The organism is Pseudoruminococcus sp., from assembly GCF_047012705.1.
In the GTDB taxonomy this organism is placed as follows: Bacteria; Bacillota; Clostridia; order Oscillospirales; family Acutalibacteraceae; genus Pseudoruminococcus.
In genome coordinates this window covers 118250-140460 of the sequence record NZ_JBKXNW010000002.1, presented here as the reverse complement: position 1 = coordinate 140460, position 22211 = coordinate 118250, and the positions used below count along the sequence as shown (strand labels likewise).

At 39.1% G+C, this 22211-nt stretch carries 23 protein-coding genes and 1 other annotated feature; of the genes, 4 read left to right on the top strand and 19 right to left on the bottom strand.

The window, feature by feature from the left end:
• Position 1 precedes the first annotated feature (1 nt).
• From ACLU24_RS02530 to ACLU24_RS02515, 4 genes are all read right to left on the bottom strand, one after another.
• Positions 2-241: a hypothetical protein gene (locus tag ACLU24_RS02530; protein ID WP_412610111.1), complete on the bottom strand. Its 240-nt coding sequence runs from the start codon at positions 239-241 to the stop codon at positions 2-4.
• Positions 242-385: 144 nt separating this feature from the next.
• Complete coding sequence (locus ACLU24_RS02525) at positions 386-511, bottom strand: hypothetical protein (RefSeq protein WP_412610110.1); 126 nt, start codon at positions 509-511, stop codon at positions 386-388.
• A gap of 20 nt (positions 512-531) precedes the next feature.
• Positions 532-1521, bottom strand: a complete 990-nt coding sequence (locus ACLU24_RS02520) for a TIM44-like domain-containing protein (RefSeq protein ID WP_412610109.1) — start codon at positions 1519-1521, stop codon at positions 532-534.
• A gap of 507 nt (positions 1522-2028) precedes the next feature.
• The gene (locus ACLU24_RS02515) at positions 2029-2952 is read right to left on the bottom strand and encodes a S1 RNA-binding domain-containing protein (RefSeq protein ID WP_412610108.1); all 924 of its coding nucleotides are present in this window, start codon (positions 2950-2952) and stop codon (positions 2029-2031) included.
• Positions 2953-3168: 216 nt separating this feature from the next.
• On the opposite strand from ACLU24_RS02515, the gene ACLU24_RS02510 reads away from it, so the two are divergent.
• Together ACLU24_RS02510 and trxA are read left to right on the top strand one after the other, a co-directional pair.
• Positions 3169-4173: a peptidylprolyl isomerase gene (locus ACLU24_RS02510; RefSeq protein WP_412610107.1), complete on the top strand. Its 1005-nt coding sequence runs from the start codon at positions 3169-3171 to the stop codon at positions 4171-4173.
• A gap of 38 nt (positions 4174-4211) precedes the next feature.
• Entirely contained in the window at positions 4212-4535 is a 324-nt protein-coding gene (gene trxA, locus ACLU24_RS02505) for a thioredoxin (protein ID WP_412610106.1), read from the top strand.
• Between the two features lie 87 nt (positions 4536-4622).
• Here trxA and deoD read toward each other — a convergent pair whose 3' ends face one another.
• Together deoD and ACLU24_RS02495 are read right to left on the bottom strand one after the other, a co-directional pair.
• Complete coding sequence (gene deoD / locus ACLU24_RS02500; protein WP_412610105.1) at positions 4623-5342, bottom strand: purine-nucleoside phosphorylase; 720 nt, start codon at positions 5340-5342, stop codon at positions 4623-4625.
• A 450-nt stretch (positions 5343-5792) separates the two neighbouring features.
• Positions 5793-6065, bottom strand: coding sequence for a DUF1294 domain-containing protein (locus tag ACLU24_RS02495; RefSeq protein WP_412610104.1), 273 nt, complete (start codon positions 6063-6065; stop codon positions 5793-5795).
• Between the two features lie 76 nt (positions 6066-6141).
• On the opposite strand from ACLU24_RS02495, the gene ACLU24_RS02490 reads away from it, so the two are divergent.
• Entirely contained in the window at positions 6142-7416 is a 1275-nt protein-coding gene (locus tag ACLU24_RS02490; RefSeq protein ID WP_412610103.1) for a glycoside hydrolase family 10-like protein, read from the top strand.
• Positions 7417-7471: 55 nt separating this feature from the next.
• Here the strand turns inward: ACLU24_RS02490 and ACLU24_RS02485 are convergent, their stop codons facing one another.
• Complete coding sequence (locus ACLU24_RS02485; RefSeq protein WP_412610102.1) at positions 7472-8314, bottom strand: DUF4373 domain-containing protein; 843 nt, start codon at positions 8312-8314, stop codon at positions 7472-7474.
• Between the two features lie 130 nt (positions 8315-8444).
• Complete coding sequence (locus ACLU24_RS02480; RefSeq protein WP_412610101.1) at positions 8445-9776, bottom strand: RsmF rRNA methyltransferase first C-terminal domain-containing protein; 1332 nt, start codon at positions 9774-9776, stop codon at positions 8445-8447.
• 192 nt (positions 9777-9968) lie between these two features.
• Here ACLU24_RS02480 and ACLU24_RS02475 point away from each other — a divergent pair, with 192 nt between their 5' ends.
• On the top strand, positions 9969-11060 hold the full coding sequence (locus ACLU24_RS02475; RefSeq protein ID WP_412610100.1) for an MFS transporter: 1092 nt from the start codon (positions 9969-9971) through the stop codon (positions 11058-11060).
• A 49-nt stretch (positions 11061-11109) separates the two neighbouring features.
• Here the strand turns inward: ACLU24_RS02475 and ACLU24_RS02470 are convergent, their stop codons facing one another.
• The 11 genes from ACLU24_RS02470 to ruvB all read right to left on the bottom strand — a co-directional run bounded on the left by ACLU24_RS02470 (position 11110) and on the right by ruvB (position 21831).
• Positions 11110-11277, bottom strand: coding sequence for a hypothetical protein (locus ACLU24_RS02470; protein ID WP_412610099.1), 168 nt, complete (start codon positions 11275-11277; stop codon positions 11110-11112).
• A 472-nt stretch (positions 11278-11749) separates the two neighbouring features.
• A complete protein-coding gene (cdd, locus tag ACLU24_RS02465; protein WP_412610098.1) occupies positions 11750-12163 on the bottom strand; it encodes a cytidine deaminase in 414 nt (137 codons plus the stop codon).
• Entirely contained in the window at positions 12163-13566 is a 1404-nt protein-coding gene (gene cysS, locus ACLU24_RS02460) for a cysteine--tRNA ligase (RefSeq protein ID WP_412610097.1), read from the bottom strand. The genes cdd and cysS overlap by 1 nt, the downstream gene beginning before the upstream one ends.
• A gap of 45 nt (positions 13567-13611) precedes the next feature.
• Positions 13612-13819, bottom strand: a binding site (T-box leader).
• A gap of 554 nt (positions 13820-14373) precedes the next feature.
• On the bottom strand, positions 14374-15228 hold the full coding sequence (gene truA, locus ACLU24_RS02455) for a tRNA pseudouridine(38-40) synthase TruA (RefSeq protein WP_412610096.1): 855 nt from the start codon (positions 15226-15228) through the stop codon (positions 14374-14376).
• The gene (locus ACLU24_RS02450; protein WP_412610095.1) at positions 15195-16007 is read right to left on the bottom strand and encodes an energy-coupling factor transporter transmembrane component T family protein; all 813 of its coding nucleotides are present in this window, start codon (positions 16005-16007) and stop codon (positions 15195-15197) included. Before ACLU24_RS02450 ends, truA begins: the two co-directional genes overlap by 34 nt.
• On the bottom strand, positions 16004-16864 hold the full coding sequence (locus ACLU24_RS02445; RefSeq protein ID WP_412610094.1) for an energy-coupling factor transporter ATPase: 861 nt from the start codon (positions 16862-16864) through the stop codon (positions 16004-16006). The genes ACLU24_RS02450 and ACLU24_RS02445 overlap by 4 nt, the downstream gene beginning before the upstream one ends.
• Before the next feature lies 1 nt (position 16865).
• Positions 16866-17726 carry an energy-coupling factor transporter ATPase gene (locus ACLU24_RS02440; protein ID WP_412610093.1) on the bottom strand — a complete coding sequence of 287 codons (861 nt, stop codon included), beginning with the start codon at positions 17724-17726 and terminating at the stop codon, positions 16866-16868.
• Positions 17727-17729: 3 nt separating this feature from the next.
• On the bottom strand, positions 17730-18590 hold the full coding sequence (locus tag ACLU24_RS02435) for a class I SAM-dependent methyltransferase (RefSeq protein ID WP_412610092.1): 861 nt from the start codon (positions 18588-18590) through the stop codon (positions 17730-17732).
• 414 nt (positions 18591-19004) lie between these two features.
• Positions 19005-20357, bottom strand: a complete 1353-nt coding sequence (glmM, locus tag ACLU24_RS02430) for a phosphoglucosamine mutase (RefSeq protein WP_412610091.1) — start codon at positions 20355-20357, stop codon at positions 19005-19007.
• 64 nt (positions 20358-20421) lie between these two features.
• A complete protein-coding gene (locus ACLU24_RS02425; RefSeq protein WP_412610090.1) occupies positions 20422-20763 on the bottom strand; it encodes a DUF6054 family protein in 342 nt (113 codons plus the stop codon).
• 27 nt (positions 20764-20790) lie between these two features.
• The gene (ruvB, locus tag ACLU24_RS02420) at positions 20791-21831 is read right to left on the bottom strand and encodes a Holliday junction branch migration DNA helicase RuvB (RefSeq protein WP_412610089.1); all 1041 of its coding nucleotides are present in this window, start codon (positions 21829-21831) and stop codon (positions 20791-20793) included.
• Positions 21832-22211 lie beyond the last annotated feature (380 nt).

Sequence of the window (22211 nt, the reverse complement as noted above, 5' to 3'; positions counted from 1 at the left end):
ATCAAGCACCCTCACTTTCTTTGATTTTAGCGATCTCGCTTTCCAGTGATTTGTGCATGGAGCTGATTTTTCTGACTCCGATTTCCTCAATCAGCTTTGCTGTATCGGCAATAGCCGCAGCAGTTTTTGCATTGGAGATAAGCATAGAAAAGAGCAGCTTTGTTTCTGCGGAATAGTTCTTGTATTCGCTTGACATGATTTCTTTTGGCATATAGAAATATGCCTGATTGTTATTCTTCATAACTGTCACCTACAAACTTGAATTTCAATCATTTGCCTGTTTGTTCGACTTGATTTTTTGCGTAAAAAAAGAGAACCAACCCTGTGTTTAGGATTGGTTCTCCATTAAGTCTTTTATTAAGTTTTGATACGCTACGCTAAATCATCAAACAATACTTGATGATTTTTTATCTAAATCAATAAAATCATAATATGCCTCGGCAACTATTGCCGTAGGAAGTGATAAGGCAACCATTGCCGAAAGGATAACTGCGAGAATTTTCTTTTTCATTTTAATTAAATTTACTCCAATCAGTTCTGGGTATTATTGTTATTGTTATCTAAAAGAATTACACCACGATTATCATTCTTAAATCCCGGCTTAACTGCCTGCATATCAGAGAGAACCCAGTTATATTCACCGGAATGAATAATACTTCCGCAATATTCACATCTGCCGGCACTTGCAGAATCAACAGGTGCACCGCAATGTGGGCAAGAATTAGATATAACACCATTTATAAGTGTAGTTTTAATGCCCTTGCGTCTTGTGAATGTAAGGAGATATGTCATATATACATCATTGTCCTTGCTACCTTTGAGGAGCTTACCTGATTTTTCATCAATGATATAGTCAATCATTCTGACCTTCATACAAACGGTCAAATGTTCGAAATTCTCGTCACGGACATACTTATGTAAGAATGCCTGATTAACATTTATTCTTTCAATGCAATTTATTCTGCCAAGGCGAATATATTCTTGCAGTTGAGCATTATGCTGTTCAAAAAGCTCTTCCTTTTCGATAGTACGGATTTTCTCCCAGTCACGCTCGCTCCAAGCAGTTTGTAGAGTAATAAAGATATTTTTACTCCATGCAATAAACTTTTCTGCATTGAAATCTGCATCATTTTGCTTGATAAATTCAGTAATTTTATTTGTGCAATCAGCAGGCATATATTGAGCAGGTGTTTCATAAGAACTGTAAGAAGTATTCTCATTGTTGCTTTTGTTTTTAGAACGATTATTAGAAATGATAGATATTACTATAATACCAATAAAAATGATTGCAGTAATGATGAAACCCTCTGGGTCATCTGAAACACTACTACTTGAGTATGTAGTACCACCATAATCAGTAGTACCGCCATAATCAGTAGTACCGCCCCAATCGCCACCACCGCCATAATCATTGAAGTTACCGACATCTAGTGGAAGATTATAGTATGCACCGACTAAAGCTGAAGGTATTGATAGCGCAACAAGAGCAGAAAAAATAATTGCAAGTATTTTCTTTTTCATAATATAACACCTCTAAATTATTTAATAATGTAATTGCACTGTAATATTTATATAATTTAATATATCATAATTTAACAAGATTTTCAATATACAAAATAAATTAAATAAGAAAAATTTGTCTAAATATGTCGTTTTAGCTAATGGATTCCCCTAAGACAGCTAATCGTAGGGGCGAACAAGGTTCGCCCGCTCGGTAGTTTCATCGACCGCGGCAACAACCTTATCTAATAAACTACGAGCGAGACTTGTCGAGCGATTCCGCGTCTTGGGGGCGGCGGCTCGCCGCTTAAGGGCTTCGCCCAAAAGTATTTCGCTCTCTGCGGAGAGCGACCAAAGGCTCTGCCTTTAGAATCCGCAAGCTTTTGAAAAAGCTTGCGCAAAACTTTTATCTGTCTTAGAGAAGTTTATCAGCTAAGCTGTTTTATGGGAAGTTCGTTCGCTGATTATGAAAAAGCACACGCAGTTCATTCTTAAAACTGCGTGTGCAAAATGATTAGCTATAAATTATCATTGAAAAATAGTTTCTACGATTTTCAGAGAAGATTCCGGTGAATATTGAAAACGGTCTATATGTGTGCCATTATAAAAATAATTTGGCGGTGTTGGCGTTCTGTCACTCATAAAGGCATCAATTATTATTAGCTTAATTTTCATTCGTGAGGGTATGATATTCTTTATGTAAACGCTCGCTTGCTGTCCTGCTTCAATATTTGCGTGAGTTTCGGCAAGTCCTGCAAGATTAGGTGCAAGCTCTACAAATGCTCCGTAATCCTCAACCGAACGAATTACTCCCGCAACAGTTTCACCTATCGAGAATTGCTCTGCATTTTCCTCCCAAGTACCCAAAAGCTCCTTATGGCTAAGACTTATCCTGCCGTTATCCTTATTTTTGATTATGGCCCGAATATCCATTCCGACAGAAAAACGCTCTCTCGGGTGGTCTATCCTCGAAACCGAAATTGAATCAATCGGCAAGAGCGATACTATTCCACAGCCAATATCCGCAAATGCTCCGAATGAATCAAGATGCGTAATTTTTGCGTTAATAATATCACCGGGAATAAGCTCATCAATATAATTCTGCATACAGCGTTCCTGTGCGGCTCTCCTTGAAAGTATCGGGATAAGATTGCCGTCAGAACCCTTCATAAAGTCCTCAACAACAAAACACACAGGCTTATTTACTCGTGAAATAATCGCAATATCTCTTACAGTACCTTCTTTTATTCCGATAGCACCCTCTTCACGAGGGATAATTCCTCTTATTGAGCCAAGCTCGACTATAAGATTATGCGAAGAATCGCAGACAATGGCTCTTGCCTCAAGGGTAATGCCTTCTTGCTGTGCGTCCATAAGTCCTTGCAGAGAGCTTATCTGCAATTTGTTTTCGGGCTTGCCTATAAGCTTGCCTTCGGGATAATATTCTATCATTTTAGGCTTCATTCCTTTCGTGCGGATTATATTGAGACTTTGCTTTCCGCTTACTGCTTTCCTCACATTATATGAGTGCATATTGCCATATATTCCGCCGAAATCCCAGCAAACTATTTTATGCTTGCTTTATTCGGCAAGTTAGGATAGAATATATATTAGAATAATTGTAAAAATATTACTATGGCAATTCCATAATTCAGAAAGGAACTAATTATGAAAAACAAAAGAATAAAAACTATTATTGCTCTTGCTATGATTGCCGCAGCCGTTGCAACAGGCTGTTCAAACAGCGGTTCTACCGAAAGTAGTTCAAAGGCTGAAAGCACTTCTTCAGTTTCAAGCACAACAACAGAATCAAGCAAGGAAACAACAAGTTCTACAAGCTCAACAGATTCATCAGATATTATAAATAAGGTATTTGTTGAACCAACTGTCTATGATGATAAGGAGCACGAAATCGGTTATCAGCTTGAAAAGCCAAAGGCAGGCGATACCGTAGCTATTATGGAGACCTCTGAGGGTACAATCAAGATAAGATTTTTCCCTGAGGCAGCACCAAAGGCTGTTGAGAACTTCGTAACTCACGCAAAGGACGGCTATTATAACGGACTTACCTTCCATAGAGTTATCAAGGACTTTATGATTCAGGGCGGCGACCCTCTCGGTAATGGTACAGGCGGAGAAAGCATATATGGAAAGAGCTTTGAGGACGAATTTTCAAATAAACTCTTTAACATTCGCGGTTCGCTCTCTATGGCTAATTCCGGTCCAGATACTAACGGCAGTCAGTTCTTTATCAATCAGAAGGACAACTCTACAAAGTTCGATTGGGATAGCCTTTCAAGCAACTTTGAACAGTATAAATCCGTTGTATCAAGTCAATGGGAAAACTATAAAAAGAGCTATCTCGAAACAACATCAGGCAGTGAAGATGATATTCTTGCAAGCTACCGCACAGCGCTTGCCTCAACCTACGGAAATATAACCGATATGACAAAGGTTACAGACGCCGTAAAGAAGCTTTATGACGATAACGGCGGAAATATCAATCTTGATGGTGCTTTCAATAATCTTGACAGAGGACACACCGTTTTCGGACAAGTATACGAGGGAATGGATATTGTTGATAAGATTGCGTCAGTAGATGTTGACGACAGTAATAAACCAAAGAAAGATGTAACAATTAAAAAAATCACTATTGAGGAATATAAAGGCTGATTTAATACAAAATAAGTCTCATAAGGAGGATTAAAATTATGAGCAATGTACTTCACCCAGTTGTAACAGAATTTGAAAGACTGCTTAACAGTGACGAAATTCTAATGGCAGATTTTTATGCAGACCGTTGTGGTCCTTGCAGAATGCTTGCACCAATTATCGAAGAAATCGCAGACGAATATGACGGCAAGGTTACTGTTGTAAAGATAGATGTTGACGGTGACGGCAGAGAGCTTGCATATAAGTTCGGAATATCAAGTATACCAACAGTTATGTTCTTTAAAGACGGCTCTGAGTATGCAAGAGAAGTAGGCTATATGCCAAAGGAGCATTATACTGAAATTCTTGAGGATATGCAATAATTCCATAATATTTAAAATACGCCATAACTCTTTTATCCGAGTTGTGGCGTATTTTTCATTTCGTTTTTATCTTTTAAAAGTATAATATTACACTAAAGACAAGGCTAATTTTATCATATCATTAAATGAGGTTTGGCGTTCTTCAGAAGATGCGCTTTCACCTGTCAAAGGGCAATCAGAAATTGTACATATACAAAGTGCATTTTTACCTGCTCGCATAGCATTAAAATAAAGTGCCGCACTTTCCATTTCTGTCGCTAAGATACCAAGTTTTTGCCACTGTTTGAGTGTATCGGGGTCATCGTAATAGAAATTATCCGTTGAAAGTATCGTACCGACATACACTGGCATATTCATTTCTCTTGCTTTATTATATGCAGAATCAAGCAAGCCAAAATCCGCTGTCGGAACAGCTGTTCCCGGTAATTTATATTGCTGGGCATAGTTTGAATTATAGCAAGATGCCATTGCAAGAACTACATCTCTGATATGGAGTTTATCGCTTATTGCACCAGCCGTACCTGTACGGATTATGTTTTGAACGCCATAGAAATTATAAAGCTCATAGGAATAAATTCCCATAGACGGCATACCCATACCACTTGCCATAACCGAAACTTTCTTATCTTGATATTTTCCGGTATAAGCATACATTCCTCTTACAGAATTGATAAGCTTTGCATCGGTCAGGAAATTCTCAGCTATATGCTTTGCTCTGAGAGGGTCACCAGGCATAATAACTGTTTCGGTGAAATCTCCATATTTCGCCTCGATATGTGGTGTAGGTGTAAATTTACTTTCATTCATATTAAGTCCACCTTTCAATTTAGTTTACTAATTTATCTAAGACATCTAAAAGCACAGTTCACCTGCTCGGTAGTTTCTCCGACCGCGTCAACTATCTTCACTAATTCACTACGAGCGAGGCAAAGCCGAGCGATTCCGCGTCTTGGGGGCGGCGGCTCACCGCTTAAGGGCAACTCCCTTAACATTCTTTGCTCCTAAAGCGGTGGACTTTGTCCACCGCTTAAATTTCTCTTGTCAGCAAGATTAGTTCTACAGGGAACCCCCTGCGAGAGTTCCCTACGAAAAACATTCCACCGGAATGTTTTTCTACCCTCCTGCGCTTAGAGAAGTATAAAGTGTTTCGCTCTCTGCGGAGAGCGACCAAAGGCTCTGCCGTAGGTGACTACCTTTGGAAACTGTGAGCCTTTAAAAAGGCTCAAGCGAAACTTTTAATTGTCTTTAGAAAATCTGTTAGCTAATAAGTACTTTCACGCAAAAAACTGCCAGAACTTCAAGTACAAAAATCACCGGTATGCCAAGCATAAATTTGAGCTTTTTGGTCTTGTGGTGAATTATACGCATAGTTATATACATCACAACACAACCACTTATTGCAGCTAATATCAGGAGCGTGCTTTCGGGTACTCTCCATTTATGCTTTATGGCACTCTTTTTATCGTGAATTGTCGCATAAACCGCCAGAATATTTATAATTACAAAATATGCAATTAAAATCCATTCCACTTTTTCACAACCCTTAGAATTATTTACTTGAAATAATTATATAATTATAATAAATAAAAATCAAGGTGTGTGGCAAATGAAAAAAAATCTTATAAATCTGATTCCTGCTTTTATTTCTGTATTTCTGATGATTTCTGCGGTGGTGCTTTCTATGATTTTCCCTTCCATAAAACCTTCCATAAACGAAACCGGCGAAAATAGTATTACTGAGTCAAAAACTGCCGTTAAAGCCATAGAAACGGCTGTAATCAAAGAAAATACCGATGAAGAAATGCGTGCCGTATGGATTCCGTATATGTCGCTGAATATGAGCGGTACAGACCGAAGTGAAAAGGCTTTTCATCAGCGTATAGACGATATTCTCGAAAACTGCACAAAAAATAAGCTCAATACGATTATAATTCATATTCGCCCGAATGGCGATTCGCTCTATCCATCAAAGTATTTTCCGTGGTCGGATATTATCAGCGGAACACAGGGCAAGAACCCAAACTATGACCCTCTTAAATATATCATAGATGCCTCACACAAAAAGAATATCAAGGTTCATGCGTGGATAAATCCCCTAAGAATACGCTTTTCAAAGACACCCTCTGCCCTATCCTCAGATAATCCCTATACCATTTGGCAAAACGATGATAACGAAGAAAATGACCGATATACCTTTCAAAGCGAAAAGAATATTTACTATAATCCCGCATATAGCGAAGTTAGAGAGCTGATTATAAATGGTGTTCGTGAGGTCGTAGAGAATTACGCAGTAGACGGCATACACTTTGACGATTATTTCTATCCCGAAAGCGATATGAAATGCGATGAAGTTGATTATAAAGCATATCTTGCAACAGTTGACGAGAATTATTCTCCGCTTACACATTCAGAATGGCGTAAGGCGAATATAAATGCACTTATTTCGGGTGTATATACGGCTATTCACGAAATAAAAGACGATGTTGTGTTCGGAATTTCTCCGCAGTGCAACACAGAAAATGACGAGAAAATTTCTGCCGATATAAAGTCTTGGGGCAGTATTTCAGGCTTTGTAGACTATATCTGTCCGCAAATTTATGTCAGCAATACACACCCATATTTGCCTTTTAAGAAATCCGCTGATGAATGGCGAAAGATAATCAGCAATAAAGGTGTAAAATTCTATATTGGTTTGGCGGTATACAAGGCTGGCTCTGACAGCGATAGCGGAACATGGCTTGAATCTGACGAAATTCTGAAAAATCAAATTCTTTATGGCAGGAGTATAAATTGTGATGGCTTTATGCTCTATTCATACGAATATCTTTTCACTGACCAGACCGCAACCGAAGTCAAGAATGCCATTGCGATGTTTAATTAGCTAATGAACTTCCCCTAAGACAGATAAAAGTTTTGTTCAAGGCGGCGAGCCGCCGCTAAAAATCGTATGAATTTTCATAGGCCTCAAGGTCGTAAGTGGCTTCATAGCCTTCAGAACGGCGACACTTGCCCTGTTCAGTGTCACGAGCTATCCAAGTGTTGATATAGGCTTGCATATTACAGCTTGGCTTTAAACGCTCACGATTAGCCTCTAACCATATCCGCAAATTACGCAAACATTCGTCTATATCAGTTCTTGGATAGGCTGATGAAAGCTTATCATAAAATTCCCTTTTGAGAATGTAATACCCATCACTTGTCGGAAGACGGAATTTTTCGTCTGCTGTACTTTCCTCTACTTTACTTTCATTTATTTTACTTTCTTTTCCTTTACTTTCCTTTATGTCATTTTTCGTGGAATTATCCTCATTTTTCTTGGAAGAATTATATCTTTTCTTTGATAATTCCTCCCCATTATAAACATTTATGAAATTCTCGGTTTCATTTTCGCCGAGCAACCAGTATTTTTCATCAACATTTACAGCTGTTTTTCTTGCCTTACTTTTAATAGCCTGTTGGTATCTATCCTGAATACTCTTTGAGGTAAGTACATTCTCTTCCTCGAAAAGCCTTTTATCAAACATTTCCTTTTCGATGAGAAAATCGAGTATCTCACATGATTTCTTGAAATCAATCTTCAAATCTGATGATACTATGTAATTAAAATCTTCATCAACTTTGATATAATATCTCTCCTTGAATATCGTACAGAGCAAATAGACATATAGTGCGAAACCGTCTGTACCGTATTTTGCGACAACGATTTTGATTTTTCTATCTGCAAAAATATCTACATCAAGCGGAAAATAAAGTAAACCCTCCGTTTGCGGACGAGCCATAAGCGTCACTCCTTATAATAATTTAAAATAACCTTTCACTTTACCCTACCAAACAAAAAAAATTTGACCTCTAAAGGTCAAATTTCATAAAAAGTTTATAAATTATTTACAATTATTAAAAATCAGAATCTCATATACGCCTTAAGCCCTTAGGATATTTATTCTTCATTCTGCCGTTTGAGCATTTTCCAAAGCCAAGCGAAACTCCCTCAACCGCAAGAAGTGTATAACCTTTTTGATTTTCGCAGTCAATTTCTTCTCCGCAAAGGAATTTTTCTACACGCTCATCGCTTAATTTAAGGTCGAGAACATTTTTAAAATATTTTGATGTATATGCTGAGAATAATGCGTGTGCAGGTTCTATGCGATTTTTCTTGATTTCTCCAAGAAAAACTCCTGCACGAATAACTCCAAGTCCGTTAAGCTTAGGAAGATTTTCCGGAAAAATGTAAATTCTATCGCCGATAAGCTCAATATTTCCGTTCGGCTTTACGCTGAATACCTCATCAATAAAGCTCGAAACAAGTTTGTTTTCATTTTTGCTAAACTTATAATCACTCTCGGAAACAGGTTCATCACCATTTTTCCTGAGCCTTACCATAAATTGTCCCTCGCCGCCCTCAAGCGGACTTATCCTGACACAGCCCTTTAAATCAGATTTTCTGCCAAATGGATATTCCCTCTCATCAATCAAAAAATCTTCATTGCGTTTCAGAAATTCCGATACAACTCCTTCATTTTCCTCATAAGAGAATGTGCAAGTAGAATAAACCATTACACCGCCTGCTCTGAGAGCTTTCGAGGCCGATTCGAGTATAAAAAGCTGTCTTTCTGCACAAAGCTTAACATTATCTTTGTTCCATTCGTCTGAGGCATCGTGATTTTTCCTGAACATACCCTCTCCAGAACAAGGTGCGTCCACAAGAATTTTATCAAAAAATCCCTCAAGACCGTTACAAAGCGTATCGGCACTGCAATTTGAAACAACAAAGTTTCTTGCGCCCATTCTTTCCAGATTAGAAAGCAAAATCTGCGAACGGGATTTCACATATTCATTAGACCAAAGCAAGCCTGTATTATTCAATAAAGCAAGTATCTGCGAGGATTTTCCGCCAGGAGCAGAGCATAAATCAAGTATACGCTCTCCCTCCTGAACCTCAAGCAATGAAACAGGTGCAGAAGCTGATGGTTCCTGAACATAAAATGCTCCTGCGTGATGCAGTGGATTATTTCCTAAGCCCTCAATTTCACTATCAATATAGTAGCCATTTTTATACATAGGTGTTTTTTCAAGCTTATATGGCAATAATTCTTTAAGTCTTTCGGCAGTAATTTTAAGAGTATTAACGCTTATCCCACGATAAGGCTTTTCATCATATGTTGCAAGAAATGCGTCATAGTCTGAGCCAAATACAGACTTTGCGTCCTCAAGAAAGTCTTTCTTTAAAAAATCTATATTCAATCTAATCACCCAAAAAAATCTTTTTCTAAATCATACCATAGATAAAGCAAGTTCTCAATAATTTTAATACAAAATAAATTCAGAATTTAAAAAGCTCAAAAACATTCTATATTATGCTATAATTTTAAAAATATGTTTACTTTTATATAAATTTATGATATTATTTTAATATAATATTATGGAGGTTGATTTATGTCTAAAGAAAAAAATAATTTAAACGATACTTACTATACAGGCTATAATGAAAATGAGGACTATACAAAACCAGAAGATGTTGAAATGATACCCGGCTTATCCAACCGCACCTATAGAAAACTTTTAGCGATTAATATTTCTCTCTGCATATTTACAGGCATAATGCTTGGTATAGTTTCTACTTATATATTTATAAATTTTGTATCGCGAGAGATTACTTTTAGCTTTTCTGCATTTTTAGCTGTTTTCTCAGCCGCCCTTATGATTAAAGTCTGCAAGAAACATCAAAAAAATGTTAAAACATTTAATATGGTTTTATTCACCATATCCGCCTTATTATACGGAATATGCGTATTTTTCACACAATATGTAAAATCTTTTATACTTTTTATTTGTCTTTTTATTATCGCATCTATTTTTGCAATAATTACTGTTTATCTTTTTAAGGAAAAAACAAAAAAATATTTTATACCTATATTAGCAGTATTTTTTCTATTAAGTATATTAAATGCCTCCGAACAGCTTTCTTGGTTTAAGAATCAAGTAGAATTTTCAGCCGAATATTTCTATGTATCTTCAAAATTATCAAAATACCCTAATGACCAATCAAACTATTACTCAAGAACTCCTTTCACTGAAGAAGAGTTTGAAAAAGGCTGTATAAACCATTTAAATATAATTACAAACGAAAAAGAAATGTATAGTGCTTTTTATGATATAAGAGAAAAAAATACTAACCTGATAATTCCTTATGATTCAAAAGGAATGTCCGAAAAAATAGCAGGTATGATAAGCATATCAAAAACTAAATATGACGAAAACTTTTTTAAGAAAAATAATCTTTTAATAGTAAATATTTCATCATTCTATCCTATACAAAAAAATGAGATAAAAGAAATTTATTTCAAGGGTTCAAAAGCAAACATTTTATATGATGTATATACAAATTATTATGATTACAGAAAAATAAACGAAAATACATCTCCGGTGGAAATTTGTGTAGCTCTTGTGGCCATAGATAAAAGTTACGATATTCCAAAGTTTATAAGAGGCGGAGAAATAACACCAAATATAATTTTTAACGATTAAGTATTTTTTCTTGTCTGAATAAAATTCAAATCCCTGTCAATAATATAATTCAGAAGGGGGTGAGATGATGAGCAGACAAAATCAGCAGAACAACCAGTCTCAAAACCGTCAGCAGAACAACCAGTCTCAAAACCAGAACAATAACAACAACTTCAACAATCAGCAGAACAATCAGTCTCAAAACCACAAGAATAACAACAATTTCAACAACCAGCAAAACAACAACTTCAATAACTAATAAAAACAAAAGCAGAAAGGAACTCAGTCCTTTCTGCTTTTACTTTGTAAAGACGAAGTGCCTCCGCTGTCAAGACGCGGAATCGCTCGACAAGTCTCGCTCGTAGTGAATTAAGGAAGATAGTTGACGCGGTCGAGGAAACTACCGAGCGGGCGAACACAGTTCGCCCCTACGATTAGCTAACGCACTTTTTTAAGACAACTAAAAGTTTCGCTCGAACCTTTTCTACACCAGCTTTTCTGGTGAAAGCTGCTCGCAGGGTTGAGGGACGGAGTCCGCCCTATCGGTAGTTAATTGGTAATTTCTTCGACCGCGCCAACAAACTTCCATTGCAAATGTCGAGGTTTTGCTTGCAAAACCGATTCCGTGTCTTGGGTGCGGCGAGCCGCCTTGAGCAAAACTTTTAAGTGTCTTTGGGAAGTTGGTTAGCTTAAAGTATCTTAAAAAATAATTAGCTGAATGGGAATGGCAATATTTCATCAAAGCCAATTAACTTATATTCATTCAATGATTTTGCTAAGATTACTACGAAATCCTTATCGCAAAATTCACTCAAAAACTGTCGGCACATCCCACAAGGCGGACAATATTCCAAGTCCGAATTATCCACTAAGCCACCAACTATTGCAATAGCCTTAAAATTACGCTTATCTGATGAAATCGCCTTAGAAATAGCTGTTCTCTCCGCACATATTCCGACAGGATATGATGAATTTTCGATATTACAGCCACTATAAATTTCTCCGTCAGCACAAAGCAATGCTGAACCAACCGCAAATCTCGAATAAGGCGAATAGCTCAATTTCCTTACAGAAAAAGCTGTATGAATCAAATCTGAAATTTCTTTATCAGTCAGCCTATACATCAGTCATTCACAATCTTCCATTTAACACCTTGTGGTGTATCCTCAAGAACGATATTTCTTGCTTTAAGTTCATCACGAATCTTATCAGCTGTTGCCCAATCTTTATTTTTACGAGCTTCATTTCTTTGTGCGATAAGTGCTTCAATTTCATCATCGAGAGAAGTTTTTTCGTCTACATAAAGCAAACCAAGAACATTTGCAAGCTCCATAAAGATTTTGAGCGATTCCTCAGCAAGCTTCTTCGAAGGTGCATTAGCAATATTTGTATTTATATCCCTTGCAAGCTCGAACATAACGGTTATAGCGTCTGCTGTATTGAGGTCATCGTCCATAGCAGATATGAATTTCTGACGATGCTTGTCATAAGCTTCAATAAGTGCATTATCACCGTCATTTTCAGCAACTGTTGCATTTTCGATAGCAAATTCAAGGTTATTTTTGCAGTTATAAAGACGCTCAAGAGATGCCTTGCACTGCTCGATAATCTCAACAGAATAGTTAATCGGCATACGATAATGTGAAGAAACCATCAGATAACGGATAGGTTCATAGCCGTATTTCTCGGCAACATCTCTTACTGTAAAGAAATTTCCGAGTGATTTAGACATCTTTTTATTATCAACATTGATGTAGCCGTTGTGCATCCAGTAATGTGCAAAAGGAACGCCGTTGCAGCATTCGCTCTGAGCGATTTCGTTTTCGTGGTGTGGGAAAATCAAGTCCTGACCACCGCAGTGAATATCAATAGTTTCGCCGAGGTATCTTCTTGCCATTGAGGAGCACTCAATGTGCCAACCCGGTCTACCGTTGCCCCAAGGAGTTTCCCAAGATGGTTCACCTGGTTTTGCACCCTTCCAAAGAGCGAAATCCATAGGATTTTCTTTTCTTTCGCCGATATTTATTCTTGCACCTGCCTCCAAATCTTCCAAAGGCTGATGTGAAAGCTTACCATACTCGCTGAATTTTGCAGGTCTGAAATAGACATCTCCATTATCAACAGCATATGCATAACCCTTATCAATAAGAGTTTTAATCATATCAATGATTTCGTTCATATTTTCGGTAGCTCTTGGGTGAACACTTGCTTCACGAATATTCAAGCCCTTAGCGTCAATCTTATATTCCTTGATGAATTTTTCCGAAACAGAAATATAATCCGAGCCTGTTTCATTAGCCTTGTTGATAATTTTATCATCAATATCTGTGAAATTCTGAACGAAAGTGACTTTAAATCCTCTGTATTCAAGGTAGCGTCTGAGAATATCAAAAACGCAAATAGGTCTTGCGTTACCAATATGAATATAGTTATAAACTGTTGGTCCGCAGGCATAAATCTTAGCTTCACCCTCTTTAATAGGGATAAATTCCTCTTTTGTTCTTGTCAAGGTATTAAAAATCTTCATAAAAATTCTCCTTTTTATAATATAAAAAATCCCGCTCCTGAAAATTTCAGGGGCGAGATTATCGCTGTTCCACCCTAATTCGACAGAGAAAATTCTGTCCTCATTAAAGTCCTTAACGCAGACAATACGCACAGCCATTTCCTGCTATGTGCTGGCGGGTGCATTTCGCAATATCGCATATAGAGATCTTTCAGCGATGACCTCCTCTCTGTGATAGGCGGATATTGTTACTTCTCCCGTTAAACGCATTTTTATATTTAAAATTATTCTACTTGATTGTTTATGTTTAAGATTATATACCATCGAATTTCAAAAGTCAAGGCGGAGTGCCTCCGCCCCCAAGACGCGGAATCGTTCGGCAAGCCTCACTCGACATCTACAAGGGCAGTTTATTGACGCGGATAAAGTAATTACCAATGAACTACCGATTAGCTAATTCACTTTTCTAAGACACTCAAAGTTTAGGTCAAGCCTTTTTAAAGGCTTGCGGTTTCCAAAAGTAGTCACCTACGGCAGAGCCTTTGGTCGCTCTCCGCAGAGAGCGAAACACCTTTGGGCTTTGCCCAACATTTCTTTTTTCTAATCGGCGAATTTTATCCGTCGATAAATTTCTTTTGTCAGCAACATTAGTCCCTAAGGGCGGACTCCGTCCCTCGACCCTGCGAGCAGATTTCACCAGCAAAGCTGATGTAGAAAACTTTTAATTGTTTTAGGGAAATCTGTTAACTTATCGGTAGTCCATTGGGAATTTCCTCGATCGCGTCAACTATCTTTCCTAATTCACTACGAGCGAGGCTTGCCGAGCGATTACGCGTCTTGTCCTGTGCGGTCACGCACAGCGTCTTGTCCTGTGCGGTCACGCACAGCGTCTTGTCCTGTGCGGTCACGCACAGCTTCATATATTACATGATTAAGATACAAGCCCTCCGGCGGTGCGGTAGGACCAGCTTTGTGACGGTCTTTTGCTTGTATGATTTCCGGTATGCTATCAGGCGGAAATTTACCCTGTGCTATTCGCAAGAGAGTACCTACCATTATGCGAACCATATTATACAGAAAGCCGTCAGCCTCTACTGTAAAATATACCATATCGCCGTCACGAGTTACTGACGCATTACGCACTGTACGGCGAAAATCTCCGATTTCTCTTGAATCGAGCGTACAGAAAGATGTGAAATCGTGATAGCCGATAAAATCCTTTGCCGCCTTATCAAGAACCTTTTCATCGAGCGGATACCAATAATGCAAGGCGTAGCCCTCAAGAAACGGGTCACGAATTTTCGCATTATATATCTTATAGACATACTCCTTACCAAGTGAGGAATATCGTGCGTGAAAATCTTCCGGAACATAACAAGCCTTTTTAGCGGCTATGGTCTTTGGAAGATAGGTATTAAGTGCGGCTACAAGCCTTTCTGGCGGAATAGAATGTGTAGTCTTAAAGCTTATACAATATTCATATGCGTGAACGCCTGAATCTGTACGACTTGAGCCTTTTATATCGACACGCTCTCCGATAACCTTATATAAAGCTTTCTGAAATTCCTCTTGAACAGTGACAGCGTTTTTCTGGATTTGCCAACCATGAAAGGCACTGCCGTCATATGAAATTGAAACAAGAATATTCTTCATCTCACTGGAGATGGTAGGAATACATTGCAAAGTATCACCCCAACAAATACTAATACTGAAACGCTTAATGCGATAATATCTCTCGGCTTTATTTTCAGAACCTTCATTCGTGTTCTGCCGTCACCGCCGTTATAGCAACGGCACTCCATAGCAGTAGCAAGATCGTTTGCTCTGCGGAATGACGATATAAAAAGCGGAATAAGTATAGGAACAAAAGCCTTAATCCTTGCAATAAAGTTACCGCTCTCAAGGTCAGCACCCCTTGATTTCTGTGCATTGCTTATCTTATTGAATTCATCAAAAAGAGTAGGTATAAATCGCAGTGCAATAGACATCATCATAGCGATTTCGTGTATTTTTATATTGAAGATTTTCAGCGGTTTCATTATTCTTTCCAAACCGTCTGTGAGGTCTGTCGGAGAGGTCGTAAAGGTAAGAACTCCACTCATAAGCACTACAAGTATGACTCTTGCAGCAACAAAGACAGCATTATTTATGCCTGCCTTAGTTATCTCCATAAAGCCCCATTTGAATATCGGTTCTCCACTGCCATAAAAAAGATTCAGAATTGCTGTGAAAAGAACTATAACAATAACGGCTTTTATGCTTTTTATATATTTGAAAAGACTTATGCCCGTAAGTAGCATTATAAAAATCGTAAAAGCTGTTATAAGTGCCATTGAAAAGTAATTTCCGGCTACAAATACAAAGGTTATACCGCAAAGCATAAGAATCAGCTTCACCCTTACATCAAGGCGGTGTATAAGCGACCTGCCCTCTACATATTGTCCTATCGTAATATCACTCATAAGCTTTCCCCCTTTGAAAGTAAACTCACAAGCTCAGCGACAGCCTCATCAACTGTAAGGATATCATCACGAACGGCACAGCCTCTTTGTTTTAAGCTTTTCATTATACGGGTTATCTGTGGTATACCAAGAGAAAGTTCGGAAAGTCTTTTCTCTTGTGAGAAAATTTCTTTTGGTGTGCCGAATATCTCGCACCTTCCTGCATTCATAACCATAATTTTATCAGAAATTCTTGCGGTATTTTCCATACTATGAGAAACGATAAGTATTGTTGTGCCTTTTTTATCTCTTAATTTTATGAGATTTTCTATAAGATTTCTGCCACTTCCCGGGTCAAGACCTGCGGTCGGTTCATCAAGAATAAGGATTTCAGGTTCCATTGCAAGAATACCTGCAATGGCTGTTCTCCTCTTTTCACCGCCGGAAAGCTCAAACGGCGATTTATCCAAAAGTTCACCACGCAAACCTACAAAGCTCGATGCCTCAAAAACTCTCCTGTCGATTTCTTCATTATCAAGTCCCATATTCTTAGGGCCGAACGAAATATCCTTGAAAACGCTTTCCTCGAAAAGCTGATATTCAGGATATTGAAATACAAGTCCCACTCTGAATCTTGCTTTTTTCAAAAGCTCAGAACTGCTGAAAATATTCTCGCCGTCAAGACAAACTGTGCCTGACTTTGGCTTTAGCAAACCGTTGAGAGTTTGAACGAGAGTGGATTTTCCAGAACCTGTATGACCGATTATAGAGAGAATTTCTCCCTTTTCGAGCGAAAAGCGGACATCATTAAGTGCGGGATTTCTGAATTTGCCCGTTCCGTATTCAAAGGTAAGATTTTTAACTTCGAGTAATGACATTTTACACTCCCTTAATCAGCTTAACCAACGCATCGACACATTCATCATCGGAAACAATTCCGTTTGGAAGTTCAAAGCCAGCCTTTTTTAATTTATAAATCAACTCGCTGCTTTGCGGAACAGAAAGACTATGCGAAAGCAAAAGCTCTGTTTCGGAAAATACCTCTTTAGGCGTACCCTGTGCGAGAATTTCTCCGCTATCCATAACGATTATTCTATCCGCAAGAGTTGCTTCCTGCATATAGTGCGTTATAAGAACTATGCTTATTCCCTGCTCGGCTCTTAGCTTTGTGACAGCCTCAAGAACTTCCGCTCTGCCCTTTGGGTCGAGCATTGCTGTCGGTTCATCAAGCACAATGCACTTAGGCTCCATTGCAAGAATACCTGCAATGGCAACTCTCTGTTTCTGACCGCCCGAAAGCTTGTGTACGGCACTTCTTCTATGCTCATACATATCAACCGCCCTCAAAGCCTCATCAACACGCCTGCGTATTTCCTTTGGCTTTATGCCAAGATTTTCAGGTGCAAAGGCTACATCTTCTTCAACAATACTAGTCACAAGCTGGTTATCGGGATTTTGCAAGACAAGTCCAACTCTGCTCCGTATATCAAAGATATGTTCATCGTCTGCGGTGTCCATTCCGTCTACAAGTACAGTTCCATTATCGGGAAGTATAAGTCCGTTCAACATTCTTGCAAGCGTGGATTTTCCCGAACCATTGTGTCCGAGAATGGCAATAAATTCTCCCTCGCCTACATCAAGTGAAACTCCCCTTAAAACATCTGGCTGTTTCTTTTCGGTGTCTTCCTCATCGGCAGGATATTTATAAAAAACATTTTTTACTTCGATAAGCTTATTCATAACTTACTTTTCCCAGATAGCTGTACTTCCGCAAGGAAGTGTCATACCTGATTCTGTGACATGAAGTCCGATTTCCGAGCTTGAAACCTTACCGCCAAAACGCTTTTTAAGCATTACACCGAGAAGATATTCCATAACCGCAGGTGAAAGACCTGTTGTATATGAATTGAGGATAAAGAAAAGTGCATCGTCACTCAGAATCGGCATACAAAGCTCAACAAGAGAATAAAGCTGTTCCTCGAGCTTCCATACCTCTCCGCCCGGACCTCTGCCATAGCTTGGAGGGTCCATAATTATGCCGTCATATTTATTTCCACGCCTTTGCTCACGCTGTACAAATTTAACGCAATCATCAACAAGCCAACGAACAGGCTTGTCCGCAAGACCACTTTTCACAGCATTTTCCTTTGCCCACTGTACCATACCCTTAGATGCGTCAACATGGCATACGGACGCACCAGCCGAAAGGCAAGCAAGAGTTGCCGCACCGGTATATGCAAACATATTCAGAATTTTTACAGGTCTTTTGGCAGATTTGATTTTATTTATAGCAAAATCCCAGTTTACAGCCTGTTCGGGGAAAATACCTGTATGCTTAAAACCCATAGGTTTTATGCCGAAAATAAGGCTTTTATATTTAATCTCCCATTGCTTTGGGATAGGCTTATAGGTTTGCCACGCACCACCGCCGGTATTTGAGCGGTGGTATCTTGCGTGTGCCTGTCGCCAAAGCGGATTTGTTTTTTCAGTATTGAAGATGACCTGAGGGTCAGGACGAATAAGGATAATATCGCCCCATCTTTCAAGTCTTTCTCCACAAGAGCAATCTATAAGCTCATAATCTTTCCATTGTGCTTCTCTCATTATATACCTCCATATTGGGGAAGTGTATTCGGTAGTTACTTCCGCCGCGTGAATAAAATTCCCTTATGAATGTCGAGGTTTTGCTTGCAAAACCGATTTCGCATCTTGGGTGCGGCGGTTCGCCACTTAAGGGCAACGCCCTTAACATTCTTTGCTCCTAAAGCGGTGGACTTTGTCCACCGCTTAAATTTCTCTTGTCAGCAAGATTAGTTCTACAGGGAACCCCCTGCGAGAGTTCCCTACGAAAAACATTCCACCGGAATGTTTTTCTACCCTCCTGCGCTTAGAGAAGTATAAAGTGTTTCGCTCTCTGCGGAGAGCGACCAAAGGCTCTGCCGTAGGTGACTACCTTTGGAAACTGCGAGCCTTTAAAAAGGCTCGAGCGAAACTTTTAAGTGTCTTGGGGAAAATTCCTTAGCTAAGGCGTTTTTTGATAAGGTCGGCTGTTTCTTGGGCAAGCTTTTGGATTTGCTCCTCAGATTCGCCCTCAAGCATAACTCTTACAAGCGGTTCTGTACCAGAAACTCTTACAAGTATTCTTCCGCTCTCACCAAGAATATTCTTAACGCTGTCTATCTTCTCTGCAATATCTGAATCTGTGGCAAATTTTGCCCTGCCCTCAGGTGAAACCTTAATATTTATAAGTACCTGTGGATACTTCTTCATAACATGACGAACATTTGAAAGCTTTGCATTTCTGCGGTTTACAATGCTCAAAAGCTGTGCCGCAGTAAGCTGACCATCACCAGTTGTACCGTAATCGAGGAATATAACATGACCTGATTGTTCTCCGCCGAGATTATAGCCTTTTGCGAGCATTTCCTCAAGAACATATCTATCGCCAACACTTGTTGCGACAAAACCAATATTATTATCTGCACAGAAACGGTTTACGCCCATATTTGCCATAACTGTTCCGACCATAGTTTCTTTTGCAAGAGTACCTCTTGAACGCATATCCATTGCACAGATTGTCATAATGAAATCGCCGTCAAGAATTTCGCCGTTTTCATCAACTGCAAGGCATCTATCGGCATCACCATCAAACGCAATACCTGCATCAATGTCGTTATGAGTTTTTACATACTCAGCGAGCTTTTCCATATGAGTTGAACCGCACTTATCGTTTATATTCTTGCCGTCTGGGGTATCATTGAGCATAACGCAATCTATGCCTAAATCTGTGAAAAGCTTTTTCGCTGTTCTTGACGCTGAACCATTTGAGCAATCAAATGCAATTTTCATACCAGAAAGAGAATCGGAAATTGTGGACTTTATATGCTCGATATAATCCTCAGCACCTTTTTCAGAACAGGTAACAGAGCCTATACCGTCGTGTGTTGGGCAAGGATAAGGCTCACTTCTGTCAAGTACGATAGCCTCTATTTCGTTTTCTAAAGCGTCAGGAAGTTTATAGCCACTTCCACTGAAAATCTTAATTCCGTTAAATTCAAAAGGATTGTGTGATGCTGAAATCATAATTCCTGCATCGGCATTATACTTTCTTACAAGATATGCAACCGCTGGCGTAGGAACAACGCCAAGCAATATAACATCTGCTCCGACTGAGCAAAGTCCTGCGACAAGGGCATTTTCGAGCATATCAGAAGAAATTCTTGTATCCTTTCCTATGAGGATTTTCGGGTGCTTATCCTTACTGTCTGTCAGAACCATTGCTGCCGCCTTACCGATATTCATTGCAAGCTCACAGGTAAGTTCTGAGTTTGCTACACCTCTTGCACCGTCTGTACCAAATAATCTGCCCATTATATATAAATCTCCTCTTAATAAATATATTTAAGTTCTTTGCCAATTTTCTGGCAAAGAGTTATTATCTTATAATATAAGCTTCAAGTGCTTTTCTTGCACAATTTGAAAAACTTTCAGATGCTCCCCAGTCGAAAGAGAAAATTCCCTCTCCACCACCGCCACCAATAGACCTTACATTTGTTACGCCATTAAGATTATCAATAACAACTGTAAGAGTAAGTCTGTTGCCGGCTCTGTAATAATGTTTTTCAAAGACCATAACCATACAAGCTACACCGTTACTTTCATAGACGGTGTAATTATCAATCAAAGTTCCTGTTATACTTCCATTTACAACATAATCATAAATATAATTAGCCGCATCTTTCGGAAAAAGATTCACTCTGAATTGATTAGTTGCCATAAGTTTTCCTCCTATTACGGAATATACTTAATCAAACGATATTTGTGCGTCCTGTGCATTAGGAATATCATAGCCTAAATGCTGACAAGCCGCACGAGTTATACAGCGACCTCTCGGAGTTCTGTTCAAAAAGCCTATCTGCATAAGATATGGTTCGTAAACATCTTCTATTGTTACTGCCTCCTCACCGATTGCGGCGGCAAGGGTTTCAAGTCCGACAGGGCCTCCACGATAAAACTTGATAAGTGCCTCTAACATTCTGCGGTCATTTGCATCAAGTCCCAGTTCGTCAATCTCAAGCTTATCAAGAGCAATCTGTGCTGTTTCGCAGGTTATCACACCATTTGAAATAACTTCCGCAAAATCACGCACACGCTTTAAAAGCCTATTAGCTATTCTCGGTGTACCTCTTGAGCGTGAGGCTATCTCTAATGCTCCGTCTGTTTCAATTTCTATTCCAAGAATTGACGCACTTCTTGTTATGATTCGTGCGAGTTCTTCTGGGGTATAGAGTTCAAGTCTTAACACAACACCAAAACGGTCACGAAGTGGTGCTGTAAGTTGTCCGGCACGGGTTGTCGCACCAACAAGCGTAAATTTCGGCAATGGGAGATGATATGATGCTGCCATCTGTCCCTTGCCTGTTATAATATCAATCGCAAAGTCCTCCATCGAAGGATAGAGAACTTCCTCTACCGCACGGGAAATGCGGTGAATTTCGTCTATGAAAAGTACATCGCCCTCATTAAGATTCGTTAGCAATGCCGCCAAATCGCCGGGTTTCTCGATTGCAGGACCGCTTGTAATTCTAAGATTTACATTCATTTCATTTGCTATGATTCCTGCGAGAGTTGTCTTACCAAGTCCCGGAGGACCGTATAAGAGAACATGGTCGAGAGTTTCTCGTCTGCGTTTTGCAGCCTCTATAAAAATCGAAAGATTTTCCTTGACCTTTTCCTGACCGATATAGTCGTTCATAGTTCTTGGGCGGAGAGGATTCTCGCCCTCGTTATCCAAGGCTATCTCTGAGGGGTCTAATATTCTATTTTCAAAATCAAAATCTTCCATTTGTGTTTTCCTCTAAATTATTTATTCGGAATAAGTTGTTATCAATTATTATTAGCTAATCAAACTTCCCCAAGACACTCAAAAGTTTCGCTCGAGCCTTTTTAAAGGCTTGCAGGGTCGAGGGACGGGGTCCCTCGTGGGTTTTAAGGGCGAAGCCCTTAAGCGGCGAGCCGCCGCAGTCAAGACGCGGAATCGGTTTTGCAAGCAAAACCTCGACATTCGCAATGGAAGTTTGTTGACGCGGTCTAAGAAATTACCAATTAACTTCCGATTAACTAACAGATTTCCTAAAGACTCTTAAAATTTAGGTCAAGCCTTTTTAAAGGCTTGCAGGGTCGAGGGACGGAGTCCCTCGTGGGTTTTAAGGGCGAAGCCCTTAA

Excerpts from the sequence above, each read along its gene's own strand:
- ACLU24_RS02530 (WP_412610111.1), bottom strand. The coding sequence starts at position 241 with ATGAAGAATAACAATCAGGCATATTTCTATATGCCAAAAGAAATCATG.
- ACLU24_RS02525 (WP_412610110.1), bottom strand. The coding sequence starts at position 511 with ATGAAAAAGAAAATTCTCGCAGTTATCCTTTCGGCAATGGTTGCCTTA.
- ACLU24_RS02520 (WP_412610109.1), bottom strand. The coding sequence starts at position 1,521 with ATGAAAAAGAAAATACTTGCAATTATTTTTTCTGCTCTTGTTGCGCTA.
- ACLU24_RS02515 (WP_412610108.1), bottom strand. The coding sequence starts at position 2,952 with ATGATAGAATATTATCCCGAAGGCAAGCTTATAGGCAAGCCCGAAAAC.
- ACLU24_RS02510 (WP_412610107.1), top strand. The coding sequence starts at position 3,169 with ATGAAAAACAAAAGAATAAAAACTATTATTGCTCTTGCTATGATTGCC.
- trxA (WP_412610106.1), top strand. The coding sequence starts at position 4,212 with ATGAGCAATGTACTTCACCCAGTTGTAACAGAATTTGAAAGACTGCTT.
- deoD (WP_412610105.1), bottom strand. The coding sequence starts at position 5,342 with ATGAATGAAAGTAAATTTACACCTACACCACATATCGAGGCGAAATAT.
- ACLU24_RS02490 (WP_412610103.1), top strand. The coding sequence starts at position 6,142 with ATGAAAAAAAATCTTATAAATCTGATTCCTGCTTTTATTTCTGTATTT.
- ACLU24_RS02485 (WP_412610102.1), bottom strand. The coding sequence starts at position 8,314 with ATGGCTCGTCCGCAAACGGAGGGTTTACTTTATTTTCCGCTTGATGTA.
- ACLU24_RS02475 (WP_412610100.1), top strand. The coding sequence starts at position 9,969 with ATGTCTAAAGAAAAAAATAATTTAAACGATACTTACTATACAGGCTAT.
- cdd (WP_412610098.1), bottom strand. The coding sequence starts at position 12,163 with ATGTATAGGCTGACTGATAAAGAAATTTCAGATTTGATTCATACAGCT.
- cysS (WP_412610097.1), bottom strand. The coding sequence starts at position 13,566 with ATGAAGATTTTTAATACCTTGACAAGAACAAAAGAGGAATTTATCCCT.
- ACLU24_RS02450 (WP_412610095.1), bottom strand. The coding sequence starts at position 16,007 with ATGAGTGATATTACGATAGGACAATATGTAGAGGGCAGGTCGCTTATA.
- ACLU24_RS02445 (WP_412610094.1), bottom strand. The coding sequence starts at position 16,864 with ATGTCATTACTCGAAGTTAAAAATCTTACCTTTGAATACGGAACGGGC.
- ACLU24_RS02440 (WP_412610093.1), bottom strand. The coding sequence starts at position 17,726 with ATGAATAAGCTTATCGAAGTAAAAAATGTTTTTTATAAATATCCTGCC.
- ACLU24_RS02435 (WP_412610092.1), bottom strand. The coding sequence starts at position 18,590 with ATGAGAGAAGCACAATGGAAAGATTATGAGCTTATAGATTGCTCTTGT.
- glmM (WP_412610091.1), bottom strand. The coding sequence starts at position 20,357 with ATGGGCAGATTATTTGGTACAGACGGTGCAAGAGGTGTAGCAAACTCA.
- ACLU24_RS02425 (WP_412610090.1), bottom strand. The coding sequence starts at position 20,763 with ATGGCAACTAATCAATTCAGAGTGAATCTTTTTCCGAAAGATGCGGCT.
- ruvB (WP_412610089.1), bottom strand. The coding sequence starts at position 21,831 with ATGGAAGATTTTGATTTTGAAAATAGAATATTAGACCCCTCAGAGATA.